Origin of the sequence: Chitinophaga eiseniae (assembly GCF_900167135.1) — a bacterium.
In the GTDB taxonomy this organism is placed as follows: Bacteria; Bacteroidota; Bacteroidia; order Chitinophagales; family Chitinophagaceae; genus Chitinophaga; species Chitinophaga eiseniae.
Window position 1 is genome coordinate 1,714,195 of record NZ_FUWZ01000002.1, and the last position, 13,877, is coordinate 1,728,071.

At 50.1% G+C, this 13,877-nt stretch carries 14 protein-coding genes; 11 read left to right on the forward strand and 3 right to left on the reverse strand.

Features of this window, described 5'->3' with window-relative positions; genetic code table 11:
• Nucleotides 1-41: 41 nt before the first annotated feature.
• Together B5D63_RS16695 and B5D63_RS16700 are read left to right on the forward strand one after the other, a co-directional pair.
• A complete protein-coding gene (locus B5D63_RS16695) occupies nt 42-1,475 on the forward strand; it encodes a sigma-54-dependent transcriptional regulator (protein ID WP_078669909.1) in 1,434 nt (477 codons plus the stop codon).
• A gap of 61 nt (nt 1,476-1,536) precedes the next feature.
• Nucleotides 1,537-2,040, forward strand: a complete 504-nt coding sequence (locus B5D63_RS16700; protein WP_078669910.1) for a low affinity iron permease family protein — start codon at nt 1,537-1,539, stop codon at nt 2,038-2,040.
• On the opposite strand, the gene B5D63_RS16705 is transcribed toward B5D63_RS16700, so the two are convergent.
• Both B5D63_RS16705 and B5D63_RS16710 read right to left on the reverse strand, forming a co-directional pair.
• Entirely contained in the window at nt 2,037-3,476 is a 1,440-nt protein-coding gene (locus B5D63_RS16705) for a hybrid sensor histidine kinase/response regulator (RefSeq protein WP_078669911.1), read from the reverse strand. The genes B5D63_RS16700 and B5D63_RS16705 overlap by 4 nt on opposite strands.
• A gap of 77 nt (nt 3,477-3,553) precedes the next feature.
• Nucleotides 3,554-4,984, reverse strand: a complete 1,431-nt coding sequence (locus B5D63_RS16710) for a sensor histidine kinase (protein ID WP_078669912.1) — start codon at nt 4,982-4,984, stop codon at nt 3,554-3,556.
• Between the two features lie 320 nt (nt 4,985-5,304).
• Here B5D63_RS16710 and B5D63_RS16715 point away from each other — a divergent pair, with 320 nt between their 5' ends.
• The 4 genes from B5D63_RS16715 (at nt 5,305) to B5D63_RS16730 (ending at nt 8,135) form a co-directional block, all read left to right on the forward strand.
• On the forward strand, nt 5,305-5,508 hold the full coding sequence (locus B5D63_RS16715) for a hypothetical protein (RefSeq protein ID WP_078669913.1): 204 nt from the start codon (nt 5,305-5,307) through the stop codon (nt 5,506-5,508).
• Between the two features lie 31 nt (nt 5,509-5,539).
• A complete protein-coding gene (locus B5D63_RS16720) occupies nt 5,540-6,115 on the forward strand; it encodes a YciE/YciF ferroxidase family protein (protein ID WP_078669914.1) in 576 nt (191 codons plus the stop codon).
• Nucleotides 6,116-6,205: 90 nt separating this feature from the next.
• Complete coding sequence (locus tag B5D63_RS16725) at nt 6,206-7,072, forward strand: SDR family oxidoreductase (protein ID WP_078669915.1); 867 nt, start codon at nt 6,206-6,208, stop codon at nt 7,070-7,072.
• Nucleotides 7,065-8,135 carry a DNA topoisomerase IB gene (locus B5D63_RS16730; RefSeq protein ID WP_078669916.1) on the forward strand — a complete coding sequence of 357 codons (1,071 nt, stop codon included), beginning with the start codon at nt 7,065-7,067 and terminating at the stop codon, nt 8,133-8,135. The genes B5D63_RS16725 and B5D63_RS16730 overlap by 8 nt, the downstream gene beginning before the upstream one ends.
• On the opposite strand, the gene B5D63_RS16735 is transcribed toward B5D63_RS16730, so the two are convergent.
• A complete protein-coding gene (locus tag B5D63_RS16735; RefSeq protein WP_078670347.1) occupies nt 8,121-8,468 on the reverse strand; it encodes a hypothetical protein in 348 nt (115 codons plus the stop codon). The two genes, B5D63_RS16730 and B5D63_RS16735, sit on opposite strands and share 15 nt — an antisense overlap.
• A 119-nt stretch (nt 8,469-8,587) precedes the next feature.
• Here B5D63_RS16735 and ku point away from each other — a divergent pair, with 119 nt between their 5' ends.
• From ku to B5D63_RS16760, 5 genes are all read left to right on the forward strand, one after another.
• Nucleotides 8,588-9,376 carry a non-homologous end joining protein Ku gene (gene ku / locus B5D63_RS16740; RefSeq protein WP_078669917.1) on the forward strand — a complete coding sequence of 263 codons (789 nt, stop codon included), beginning with the start codon at nt 8,588-8,590 and terminating at the stop codon, nt 9,374-9,376.
• Complete coding sequence (locus B5D63_RS16745; RefSeq protein ID WP_078669918.1) at nt 9,373-9,987, forward strand: DNA polymerase ligase N-terminal domain-containing protein; 615 nt, start codon at nt 9,373-9,375, stop codon at nt 9,985-9,987. The genes ku and B5D63_RS16745 overlap by 4 nt, the downstream gene beginning before the upstream one ends.
• Before the next feature lie 53 nt (nt 9,988-10,040).
• A complete protein-coding gene (gene ligD / locus B5D63_RS16750; RefSeq protein WP_078669919.1) occupies nt 10,041-11,903 on the forward strand; it encodes a DNA ligase D in 1,863 nt (620 codons plus the stop codon).
• Nucleotides 11,904-11,928: 25 nt separating this feature from the next.
• On the forward strand, nt 11,929-12,444 hold the full coding sequence (locus tag B5D63_RS16755) for a DUF4199 domain-containing protein (protein ID WP_078669920.1): 516 nt from the start codon (nt 11,929-11,931) through the stop codon (nt 12,442-12,444).
• A gap of 103 nt (nt 12,445-12,547) precedes the next feature.
• Nucleotides 12,548-13,876, forward strand: coding sequence for a sigma-54-dependent transcriptional regulator (locus tag B5D63_RS16760; protein ID WP_078669921.1), 1,329 nt, complete (start codon nt 12,548-12,550; stop codon nt 13,874-13,876).
• Nucleotide 13,877: the final 1 nt, after the last annotated feature.

Consider the following 13,877-nt stretch of genomic DNA (forward strand, 5'->3'; position numbering starts at 1 on the left):
TTTTAAGTAAGCTGTTGACAAATACCACATATTAGAGAAGTATGAAAAATATCCTGATTATAGATGACGAAATTAATATCTGTACGCTCCTCAGTAAATTTCTGAGCAAACACGGGTTCAATGTAGATACCACTATGACAGGCGCCGCTGCGCTTAAAATGATGAAGGAAAAAACATTTGACCTCGTACTGTGCGATTACAGGCTGAAAGATACGGATGGCGCACAATTGCTGCAGGACATCCATCAGATCAATCCGCGGACAATCGTCATTATCATCACTGGCTATACGGACGTACGTGTGGCAGTGGAAATGGTGAAAAATGGCGCATACGATTACCTGTCCAAGCCGCTGTATCCGGATGAAATACTGAACCTGGTACACAAAGCTTTTGCGCATAAAGAGTCCGAACAGGAACGTCTGGCTGTGCAGCCGGTAGATGCCGGCAGCGCCCCGGAAGCCCGCGAAACGCTGCTGTCCCGTAACCAGAGCGAGAAAAACGATAAGTATGTATATGGCGAGAGTGAAGGCGCCCGTGAGTTGATCCGCCAGATAAAACTGGTGGCGCCTACGGACTATAGCGTGATCATCTTCGGGGAAACCGGTACCGGTAAAGAATCGGTAGCGCACTTGATACACCATCACAGCAAACGCTCATCACAACCATTTGTGGCGCTGGACTGCGGCAGCCTCTCTAAAGAACTGGCTGCCAGTGAACTGTTTGGCCATGAAAAAGGCGCCTTTACCGGCGCTATCGGCACCAAAATAGGCGCCTTCGAACAGGCGCAGGGAGGCACACTTTTCCTCGATGAAATTTCAAACCTGTCTTACGATATACAGGTGGCCATGCTTCGCGTTTTACAGGAAAAAGTGATCCGCCGCGTGGGCAGCCTCAAGGAAATACCGGTAGACGTACGCATCATCGTGGCGTCCAACGAAAAACTGTCGGAATCAGTGCAACGTGGTAAATTCCGGGAAGACCTCTTCCACCGCTTCAATGAATTCACAATCTACATTCCGCCACTGCGTGAACGCCGGGAAGACCTGCCGCTGTTTGTGACCGCCTTTGTGGAACAGGTGGAACGGGAACTGGAGAAATCCTGTGGTAAAATATCACCGGAAGTATGGAAATGTTTTCAACAGTACAACTGGCCCGGTAACATCCGTGAGCTGAAAAATATCATCCGCCGCGCCTGCCTGCTGACACCGGAAATGCAGGAGATTAATATGGCAGCACTGCCGCTGGAGATGAAAGAATCGTTCGCCCAGCCTCCGGAAGAAATGCAGGTAACCGGTGAACTGGCCATCATGGCTAATGACAACGACCTGAAGACAGTAGCGCTGCAGGCCGAGTACAATAAAATCATCAACGTACTCAAAGAAGTAAAATACAATAAAACCAAAGCAGCGCAGCTGTTAAATATTGACCGAAAAACCCTCTATAATAAATTACGTTTGTTGAATATCAACTACTAAAAAAGATGGAGATGCAGGCAGGCTTTTTGCCTGCATCTCATTTATAACAAATGAGGCAGCTATGAAACCACTATCCGAAAAACAATCCGGTACCCGATTTTTCGAAACCATGGCCGCCAAAGTTATTGCCGCTACCGGCAGCCCCCGGGCCTTCTTCCTGGCACTTGGCGTCATTGTACTCTGGGGTGTTTCCGGCCCGTTATTCCACTACTCCGATACCTGGCAGCTGGTGATCAACACGGGTACTACCATCATAACCTTCCTGATGGTTTTCATTATCCAGAAATCGCAAAACAAAGATTCGAAGTCCATCCAGCTGAAACTGAATGAACTGATAGCAGCGAACAAGCTGGCCAGCAACCGGCTGATTGATGTGGAAAATCTTTCTGAAGAAGAGCTGGATATCCTGCACAGGTACTATCATGTGATGGCAGAAGAAACAGCCAAAAAAATCAGGATGAACGAGTCGCATTCTGTGGAAGAAGCGATTAGCGGCGCCCTCAGCAAACACGAAGCGCGCCTGCGCAAGCGCAAGTTTTCTGAAGGCAGCGGACAAGAAGACTAAACAGCCGGCAATGTAATGGTAAAAGTAGTTCCCTTTCCCTGTTCACTATCTACGTGAATGGTTCCTTTATGATTTAACAGGATATTTTGTGTGCTGGTCAAACCAAGGCCGGTCCCTTTGGCTTTGTTGGTATAGAACGGATCAAACAGCCGGGAGATTTTTTCTTCCGGGATACCGATGCCATTGTCGGAGATCTGTACCTGCGCTTTGTCCTGGTTGCGGCGGGTGGTAACGGTGAGAATTCCCTTACCGGGCGCCATGGCCTCAATAGCATTGATAATGATATTAAGAATGGCGATCACCACTTTTTCATCGTCGGCATTTACTTTTATATCAGGGGTCACCAGCTGTTTATTGAGCCGTATTTCATGCAGCTGCATACGGTCCTGCGCCAGACGGAGCGCATTTTCAATCAGTTGGTTAATACCGTGTTCTGCAGTGTGCAGCTCTATCATGCGCGTACTGTCCAGCAGTTCGGTAATTAACTGGTTAATACGGGTGCAGTTCCTTTCAATGATATCGGTATACAGCGCCGAGTCGTCATGGGCCACTACCTCATCTTCTTCTTTGAACTGACTGACAGCCAGCAGGATATTGGTCAGCGGGTTTCTGACCTCGTGGGCGATCACCCGGGCGATGCGACCGGTGATCACAAATTTTTCCTGGTGTTGTTTTTCCTGCTCTTCCCTTTTTTTCTCTGTGATGTCCTGTATAACACACAGGAAGATCTGTTCTGCTTCATCCAGCATCACTGCATTGATGAGCACAAACAGTTTTTTATTGTCGCGCGTTTTGAATTCATATTCCTGTGTGCCCGCCACGCCATCGTTGCAGATGTTCTCCAGGAACTGTTCGCTCTGCTCCTGGAAGGTAAAGAGCTCGCGCAGGTGCAGCCGGAGAATATCTTCTTTGGCGTACTGCAGCCGTCGCAGGGCGGCCGGATTGGCATCGATGATGTTTTTGTCGCAGTCGGCCAGGATGATCAGGTCATGGGCTTTTTCAAAGATGCCAAAGTATTTTCTTTCGCTTTCCTCGATGGTGCGGAGGTGCTTGTATTCGTCGAGTGCGTAGCGGATAGAGCGTTCCAGCAGGTCGGCGGTGATCTCACCTTTCACGAGATAGTCGTATGCCCCGGCTTTCATGGCTTCCTGGTCAATGGCATAATCGCCCTTACCCGTCAGCATAATCACGGGCATACTATAATGCATCTCCTGAAAGTGATGGAGGATGTCCAGGCCGGTGTGTGGTCCCAGCCGGTAATCTACCAGGAAAATATCGTGGGCTTTCCGTTCAATGGCTTCAACGCCTTTCTGATAGGTAGGCGCCCATTCCAGGGTATATTGACCGGGAGAAATATCACGCAATAGTTCCGTTACCAGGAAAAAATCATCTTCATCGTCATCAATCATCAGTATCTGTATCGGGCGCTCGCTCATCTGGATAAGTTAAAGAGTGGCAAAAGTTATCTGAGCTTTGCTCCGCAAGAAAAGTGCTAATCTTTTAGGAAAGCATGTCAATCCTCATTTTTATTGTTCTGCGTGAGGGGTAAAACAACGATAAAAGTGGCTCCCTGCCCGGGTTCGCCCTCTGCGAAGATGAAACCGTTGTGGCTGTCAACTATTTTTTTGCAGATCGCCAGCCCTATGCCGGTGCCGGTGTACTCGCTGATACCGTGCAGGCGCTGGAAGATAAGGAAGATGCGCTCTGCAAAGGCCGGGTCGAAGCCGATGCCGTTATCTGCGATACTGATACGGCAGAACAGGGTGTCCCACCGGTTTTCTTTCACCAACCCCAGTTCCCTGCCCGTCAGCACCTCTTGCCGGATCGTGATCACGAGCGGCCTGTCGGGACTGGCGAACTTAATAGCGTTGGCCAGTATGTTCTGGAATAGCTGGTGGAAAGAGGTATCGCTGCCTTCTATTTCAGGCAGGCTGTCGTAGGTGACGGTCACTTTTTTCTCTTCGAGGGTTACCTCCAGGTCGGTGAGCACCTCCTGTAAAAGCACGTTCATATCTACCCTGGTAATGCTCTCCGGGGTGATACGCCCGGCCCGGGAGAACACGAGCAGGTCGTTGATCAGCACCCGCATACGCGCCACGGCCGAGACCATGCGGTCTATCAGCTGAATGGCATCGGGTGGCAGATGTTCCTGGTACTTCATCTGCAGGCGGTCGCTGAAGGTGGATATTTTGCGCAGCGGCTCCTGTAGGTCGTGAGAGGCCACGTAAGCAAACTGTTCCAGTTCCTGGTTGGTTTTATTGAGGAGGGAGATATTCTGCTGCAGATCGCGCTGATAGGATTTCATCTTGCTCTCGATGTGAAGCTGGAGGCGGAATTCGCGTGTCAGCGTCACATAGGAATAAATACCGATCAGGATGGCCACGATCGAGGAGATGAAGATTACCGGCACCCACAGTACCGAGAAAAAATGAAATAGTTTGGATTTTTCGTGCACCTGGCTTTCCTCGATGCGTATCATGTCCTGCACCTTCCGGTCCAGCCGGTCCGCCGCTTTCTCCCCTTCTTTTACAGACGTTTCCTGCCGCGCCACGGTCACCCTCTGGCTGCCGGACATGAGCTGTTCATATTTGATGGTCAGCAGCTGTCGCAGCGTGTCCAGGTGTCTTTGCTGCCGGGGATTCTCGGCGGTGATTTTTCGCAGCAGCAGATATTCCTTTTCTATGCGCGTACTCCTTTCCTGCATGGTAGGGTTCAGGAAGGAACTATCTTTAGTGAGATTATAGCCCCGTATGGCAGCCTCTGCTTCTTTTAGCTGCCGGGTAATCACTTCCAGCCGTTTGGATACTTCGATGGCGTGATTCAGCCGGCCGGCGTTGTCCAGCAGGTTTTTGGCCACCAGGTAGGAAAAGATGGATGCAGCTATAATAACCGTAAAGGCGATGAAAAATCCGATGCGTATTTTTTTATATACTGGAAAATGCATTTGGTCTCTTCAATAGTGGTTACTGTGTAAGCAATTCAAGATACTATTTTATGCGTTAAAAACAGATGACCGGGCCGCGTATTTTTCTGAAGTCCTCTCTGCGCAACTATTTCCACAGTATGATACTTATTTCTACGGCTCATGCGGAGCTATAAATATGCGCTGCGGCTGGCGTCGTTGATACGCGTTGATAATAGCTGGATGCCTTTGCTGTATTGTGTTCCCGGAGAATATAAAAGTGTGTTGACGCCTCCCTTTATGGCATTGGAATGAACTTTGATTTTTTTTCAACAGTTATTTAACCCATAAAACAGCAAGCTATGAACCCGGAAAGAAAAAAACAGCCAGACGAGGAACCTAAGCCGGACAAGGAACAACCGGGAAGGGAAAATCCAACGCCTGTGCAACCGCCTCCCGACAAACCCGAGCCTATTCCGGAAGAACTACCCGAAAGGGAAGTGCCCCGGCAACCGGCAGATCCTCAGTCCAATCAGGCGTTTCAAAGACACAAACCAGATAACTAGCATTTCATCACACAACTAAATTTTTACGTTTATGCCTACGTCCAGAACAACAGCAAAAACAGCTTCCACTACCAGAAAACCCACTCGCAAATCCAATACAGCGGAGCAGATGAGTAATTCCAAATTTCATGAGCTGTTCATGGAAGAACTGAAAGATATCTACTGGGCGGAAAAAGCCCTGGTAAAAGCGCTGCCTAAAATGCAGAAAGCAGCTACTTCCGAAGAACTGAAAACCGCTGTCGGTGACCACCTGGAGCAAACGAAAACCCACGTTAGCCGACTGGAAGACATTTTTGACATGATGGGAAAGAGAGCGGTGGGTAAAAAATGTGAAGCCATGGAAGGGCTTATCGCTGAAGCACAGCAGGGTGTTGAAGATACGGAGGAAGATACGATGGTAAGAGACGCCTGCATTATCATCGCCGCCCAAAAAGTGGAACACTACGAAATTTCCGCTTATGGCAGTCTACGTACACTGGCAAACGTCATGGGACATTCCGATGCAGCAGACCTGCTGGAACAAACCCTCGAAGAAGAAAAACACGCAGACAGTCTGCTCACAGAGATAGCTGAATCTACCGTTAACGAAGAAGCAGCTGCGGAATAAAAACGCTTGTGTAAAAGATTGTGAATTTGTTGAATAGAAAAACTGCAAGGGTCCCTGTCATTGCACAGGGACCTTTTAAATGAAGAGATCATGCAGAAATCCCATCCAAAGAAGGCCGTCAGGCCGGCGCAGCAACAACGCCGTCAACCGGGACTGGAAACGGCCATGGAGCCTAAGCCCGTATTTGACCAAAAGCAACTGCCCAAAGGCCGCCTGCAAGGAAAAGTAGCCATCATCACCGGCGGCGACAGCGGCATCGGCAGGGCAGTGGCAGTCGCTTTCGCCCGCGAAGGAGCTGATGTGGCGATCGCTTTTTACAACGAAAAAGAAGATGCCGCTATCACCGCTAAAGAGGTGGAACGGTATGGCCGCCAATGCCTTACCATTGCAGGTGATATCCGCCAGGAAAAACACTGTCAGGATATTATCAAAAAAGTCATTAAACAGTTTAAAGCGCTGGACATAGTAGTCAATAATGCGGCGGTGCAATACCCGCAGCAGGGACTGGAAGATATCACTGCGGAACAGCTGCATAAGACTTTCGGGACGAACATCTATCCGCATTTTTACCTCACCCGCGCAGCATTGTCACACCTGAAAAAAGGCAGCTGCATTATCTGTACCACCTCCGTGACGGCCTACCGGGGCAGCAGTCACCTGATCGACTACAGCGCCACCAAAGGCGCTATCGTGAGCTTCGTCCGCTCCCTGTCGGCATCCCTGGCGGAAAAAGGTATCCGGGTAAACGGCGTGGCGCCCGGACCTATCTGGACGCCGCTCATCCCGGCAACGTTTAAGCCGGAAGAAGTGTCCAAATTCGGGTCAGACGTACCGCTGAAGCGGGCAGGACAACCAGTGGAAGTGGCACCCTGCTACGTTTTCCTGGCTTCTGAAGAATCTTCTTATCTCACCGGGCAAATCCTGCACCCCAACGGAGGAGAAATTGTAAATGGATAATATCGCGATCAAAACAGATCCCGTGGCGGTGGCCAAAGCGGTGAAATTACGCTACGTGAAAGCGGGCGCTCCGGGCTACTCCCGCGAACGCACGAAAAACGGCGATTTCGTTTATAAAGATGAAAATGGCGCCGTCATCACCGACGAAACAGTGCTCGACCGTATCCGTAAGCTGGTGCTGCCGCCGGCCTGGGAAGACGTGTGGATCTCCAAATGGGCCAACGGCCACCTGCAGGCTACCGGTATCGACGTGAAAGGAAGGAAGCAGTATCGCTATCATACCACCTGGTCGCAGGTACGCAACGAGACAAAGTATGACCGGCTGCGTTATTTCGGCGCCCTGCTGCCGGCGGTGCGGCGGCAGATACAGCGGGACCTTCACGGGAGCCGGCTCAACAAGGAAAAGGTCATCGCCATCGCGCTGGCGGTCATGGAAGAAACCTTGATCCGCGTAGGGAACAGCGCCTATGAAAAACTCTATGGCTCCCATGGCCTCACCACACTTCGCAATAAACATGTGACAATCAACGGCTCCGCGGCCTTCTTTCAGTTCAGCGGCAAAAAAGGCGTAGCCCATAAAATCCAGTTACGCCATGCGGCCCTCACCCGCCTCCTCAAAAAGGTACGGGACATACCCGGACACGAACTGTTCCAGTACTATGATGATAACGGGGAAACACATGCGCTGGACTCCGGGGAAATCAACGACTACCTGAAACAATGTACAGGAGAAGACTTTACCTGTAAAGATTTCCGCACCTGGGCAGGAACGGTGTATGCGCTGAACCTGCTGGCCGAACTGGAGGATTTTACTGCTGTAACAGCCTGTAAACGCAATGTGGTGGGGATTATAGACACGGTGGCCGCCAAACTGGGGAATACCCGCGCCGTTTGCAGGAAATATTATATCCACCCTCAACTGCTGGACGATTATGAAAACAGCGTACTGGAGCCATGGCTGAAGAAAATCCGGCTCCAATGCAAACAACCCGCCAACAGTGACGGGTTGCATGCTGATGAAAAAATTCTGCTGGATTATCTGAAGCAGTTAGCCAAACAGTAACTGCTCTTCCCTGTCTTCCACTTTGATTTTCTTGATAAACTCGTCGAACCAGGGCTCGTCGTGTGACGAATAGGCGCCATAGGCGTCCAGTACGTACCCTTTATTGCCCTCGGTATCTTCCATCACATACAGAATAGAAGAATCTGAAGGGTCTGATTCGCCTTCGAAACGATAGGTTTTGATAATGGTAAGGTCTTCCGGATCGTAAATTTTCTGCATGTCCGGCGATTGCATTCTGCCGTGGTCACTCATCTTCAGCTCATGGTCATAGCCTTTTTCATGCAGTCGCTCTAATACGCGTGTCAGTGTTGTCATTTCTCCTGGCTTTTCCATAAAATAAGGGTTTTGGTTACCGGAAGAAAAAACCAAAAGTTATGCCGCGCTGTTTACCATTATAGCGTACACTGGTACTATTTGTGTTAACATTAACGTATAACCAAAACTTTCACACTATGCGTGCAATTTGGTCAGGATCAATCGGCTTCGGATTGGTCAATATACCCGTCAAATTATACAGTGCCACACAGGATAGCAAGCTGGACCTCGACATGCTGGACAGCCACGGTCTGGCGCATATCCGGTTTAAAAGAGTGAATGAAAATACCGGAAAAGAGGTGCCCTGGGAACAGATTGTGAAGGGATATCTCTACAATGATGAATATGTGATACTGGAAGACGAAGATTACGAAGCCGCCAGCCCTAAAAAAAGTAAGATCATCGAAATAGAATCTTTTGTGGAAGAGGTTTCTATAGATGATATCTATTTTGAGAACCCTTACTTCCTGGAACCTGCCAAAGGTGGTGAAAAAGCATACGAACTGCTCCTGGAAGCCCTGCAAAAAACAGGGAAAGCAGGCCTCAGCCGTTTTGTGCTGCGCACGCAGGAACACCTGGCTGTCATCAGGCCGCGGGAAAATTACCTGCTGCTGCAGCAGCTGCGCTACGAAGAAGAGATACGTACTTCGGAAGACCTGAAGCTGCCGGATAATGTCAAAATTGCTAAAAGGGAACTGGATATGGCCATAGAGCTGATCAAACAATACTCTGCCGAATTTGATATCAGTCAGTATAAAGATGAATACAAAGCGGAACTGATGAAGATCATTAAAGCCAAAGCCGGCGGTAAGAAACCGGTGGTGAAGAAACTGAAGGTAGTACATACCAAGAGTGACGATCTGTTTGACCAGCTGAAAGCCAGTCTGGGCAGTAAACCTTCCACCAGTAAAAAACGCGCCTCATGAGTCTTGCCCGATATAAACAGAAACGGAATTTCGGGGAAACCACGGAGCCCTTTGCCGGTAAGCCGGCAAAGGGAAAACACATTTTTGTGGTGCAACGGCATCACGCCTCCCGGCTGCATTACGATTTCCGTCTCGAAATAGATGGTGTGCTGAAAAGCTGGGCCGTGCCCAAAGGTCCTTCGCTGGACCCCGCCGATAAGCGCCTGGCCATGCAGGTGGAAGACCACCCATATGACTATAAGGACTTTGAAGGGACCATCCCCAAAGGCAACTATGGCGCCGGCACGGTGTATATCTGGGACAAAGGCACCTTCGAACTGCTGCGCGATGATGGTAAGGACTTCGATAAAGAAGCCCTGAAAGAGATAAAGGCCGGTGATCTGAAGGTGGTGCTGAAAGGAAGGAAGCTAAAAGGGGAATTCGCCCTGGTGAAGATGAAAGGCTCAGAAGATAACGCCTGGCTGCTGATCAAGCACCGCGATAAATACGTGAAAGAGCAATATGACAGTGAAGACTATACGCCGCAGCGGGTAAAAGAACAAGGCCTTCGTGAAAAAGCCGCCGGTAGTAAAAAAAAAGCCCCGTCCGCAAGCCCGCACCGGAGCCGGTAAAGAAATCAACAGCGCCGCGGAGAAAAGAACCCATCAAAAAAGTCTACAAGCCGATGCTGGCTACCCTCGTAGATGCGCCCTTTGATGATGCCGACTGGCTGTTTGAAACCAAGTGGGACGGGTACCGCGCCATCGCCGCCGTACATAACGGTAAAGTACAGTTGTATTCCCGCAATGAAAAAGACTTTGGCAAAGACTATCCCGCTGTAGTGGCGGCCGTGGAGAATATTGCGCACAGTGTGGTGCTGGACGGCGAAATTATCGTGCTCGACAGTAAAAAAAATTCACATTTCCAGTCCCTTCAGAATTATAAAACCACCGGCAAAGGCAACCTGGTGTATATGGTGTTTGACCTGCTGCATCTCAATGGCAATGAGCTGCAGCAACTGACCCTGCTGGAACGTAAAAGCCTGCTGAAAGATGTGGTGACACAACTCGGTGATAAGCGGGTACAATATTCGGGGCATGTGCTCAAAAAAGGGAAGGCGTTTTTTGAAAAAGCCAGGCGTCAGCACTGGGAAGGCATGATCGCCAAAAAAGCGGACAGCCCGTATGAAGAAGGACGCCGCTCCGCCTCCTGGCTGAAGATAAAAGTCACCAATGAACAGGAAGCTATCATCTGCGGGTTTACCGCACCCCGGGGCAGCCGTAAGAAACTGGGCGCGCTGGTGCTCGGCTTGTATGATGATAAGCAACTGAAGTACATCGGCAATTGCGGTGGCGGGCTCAATGAGGCTACGCTGGATATGCTGTCCAAAAAGCTGCAGCCGCTGGTGCAGCCCACGTCGCCGTTTGACCGTAAAGTCAGGACAAACATGCCCGTCACCTGGGTAAAACCCAAACTGGTATGCCAGGTGAAATTTTCAGAGTGGACAGGCGACGGCATCCTCCGTATGCCGGTATTCCTTGGATTAAGAGAAGATAAACCACCGTCAGACGTACATCCGGAAACACCTAAAACAGTTCAGACTATGGCTACTGTTACCGCTACTGCAGAAAAGGACCGCGTTCTTACGCTCAATGGCAAAAAGGTAAACCTTACCAATCAACAGAAGATATACTGGCCCAAAGAGAAGATCACCAAGGGCCAGCTGGTGGATTATTACCTGTCGGTAGCGCAGTATATCCTGCCGCATCTGAAAGACAGGCCCATGTCGCTGCACCGCTTCCCTAACGGGATAGATAAACCTTCGTTTTATCAGAAAGATCTGGACCTGGAACAGACGCCGGCATGGATCAAAAGCATTGCGCTGCACGCGGCTTCCACCGGCAAAGACGTGGACTACCTGTTGTGCAACAACGAGGCTGCGCTGGCTTATATGGTCAACCTGGGCTGTATAGAGATTAACCCGTGGCTGTCGCGCACCAGCAAGCTGGATAACCCTGATTACGTGGTGATGGACCTCGATCCGGAGAACATCGATTTTAAGTATGTGGTAGAAGCTGCCCTGCATATCAAGGCTTTCCTGGACCCGTATAAAATAACCACTTTTTGTAAGACTTCCGGTTCTACCGGCCTGCACATTTATATTCCTACCGGCGGCAAACACAGTTACGATACAGGACGGTTGTTTGCGGAATATATTGCCCGCCAGGTAAACAAACAGTTGCCGAAGAGCACCAGTGTTACCCGTGCAAAAGCCGCCCGCAATAAAAAAGTATACCTCGATTTTCTGCAAAACAGCCGCGGCCAGACGGTGGCCGCCCCTTATTCCGTGAGGCCCAAACCCGGCGCCACGGTGTCTATGCCGCTGCAATGGAAGGAGGTAAATGAAAAACTGAAGATCAGTGACTTCGATTTGTTTAACTCACAGGAACGGCTAAACGAAAATGGAGATATCTGGCACGATATTCAAACGACAAAAAATGATCTGCGGAAGTTTATCCGTGATGTGGAACAGTCCGCAGACAGTTGATTTTTTGAAGTTAAAACCCAATGTTATGCAACAGTCGTCGCAAGTTTCTGTGAAATTGTCCCCCGTTTACGGTATTATTATCGCGGTCATCTGCATGGCGCTGACAGTTATTTTTTATGTCACCAATCAGTACGGTACCCTGTGGACCGGCTTCTGCACGAGCCTGGTGTTTTTCCTCGGTGTGATGTTGTCCATCGTGCATTATAATGGCAGACATCATAACCAGACATCGATGATGTCGTCGTTTGCGATGGGGTTCCGGACCACGCTGCTGGCTACCTTTCTGGTAGCGGTATTTTCACTGGTATTTCATTTTCTGGTGGTGAGCGGGGAAGGGCATTATATGGTGCAGCAGGAAAACGGCGCTGGCGCCACTGTGGTCAGCAATCACAACACGGAACAACAGAAGTTCTGGATCATGTTCCTCGGTAATGTGCTCTTTGCCAATATTGCGATGGGCGCACTGGCGGCCGTGCTGGCGGCACTCGTTTTTAAGGCCAACCAGAAAACCACGCGGAACAGGCCGGAACAAAACGTATAGTCGGCGATTTGATGATGTTGATATTTGGTTATTTAGTTACTTTGTTGTGTTTACCGGAATTGGTAAATATCTAAATATCTAAATAACAAAATAACAAAATAGCTTGAACGGTCATATACTTATTATAGACGACGAAGACCAGCTGCGGAAGCTCCTGAGCCGGTTGCTGTCACTGGAAGGTTACACCATGCATGAAGCGGCCAACGTTCGTTCCGCCCTGAAAATCCTGGAAAAAGAGGACATCAGCGTGGTATTGTCAGACGTGAAGTTGCCGGATGGCAACGGCGTGGAACTGGTACAAACGGTCCGCAGCCGTTTCCCGCAGGTGGAAACGATCGTCCTTACCGCCTATGGCAATATCGCCGACGGGGTACAGGCTATCAAGAACGGTGCTTTTGACTATATTACCAAAGGAGATGACAACAACCGCATTCTCCCGCTGGTCAGCAAAGCGATGGACAAAGCCCGGCTGCAGTTCCGCATCCGCGACCTGGAAAAGAAGATCGCCGGCAAATATAATTTCGACAATATCCTGGGCAATTCCCCTGAAATCAATACGGCCAAAGAGCTGGCCCGCAAGGTGGCTCCTACGGACATGACAGTGCTGCTGCTGGGCGAAACCGGCTCCGGCAAGGAGGTGTTTGCCCATGCTATCCATGAGGGCAGCAACAGGCGCCAGCAGCCGTTTGTGGCGGTCAACTGCAGCGCTATCGGTAAAGACATTCTCGAAAGTGAGTTGTTTGGCCATGTGGCCGGCGCCTTTACCGGGGCGGTAAAGGATAAGAAAGGCTTTTTCGAAGAGGCCCGGGGAGGCACCATCTTCCTGGACGAAATCGGCGAAATGCCGGTGGAATTGCAAGCCAAATTGCTGCGGGTGCTGGAAGCACAGGAGTTTTATAAAGTGGGAGAGGCTAAGCCGGTTAAAACCGACGTAAGGGTGATCGCCGCTACCAATCGCCACCTGGAGCAGGAAATAGCGGCAGGCCATTTCCGGGAAGACCTGTTTTACCGCCTGTCGGTGTTTCAGATCTCGCTGCCCTCGCTCAATGAGCGGAGAAAGGACATCCCGCTGCTGGCCACCTGGTTTATACAGCAGTTCTCCCCTAAACTGAACAAACGCCTCACCGGTATGAGCCCCGCTTTTATGCAGGCGTTGCAGCAGCATAGCTGGAAAGGCAATATCCGTGAGCTGCGGAACGTAATAGAGCGGGCCGCCATTCTTACGGACACGGATACACTGGATGTGGCTTCCCTGCCTTTCGATTTCCAGCAGGGCGTGGATACGCCTTCGTCTATGCGCCTGGCGGAAATGGAGCGGAGTCACATCATCCGGGTGCTGGCCCATGTAAAAGGCAATAAAACCAAGGCGGCGGAGCTGTTGGATATTGGCCTCACCACCTTGTACAATAAAATCCGGGAATATAATATCTGAT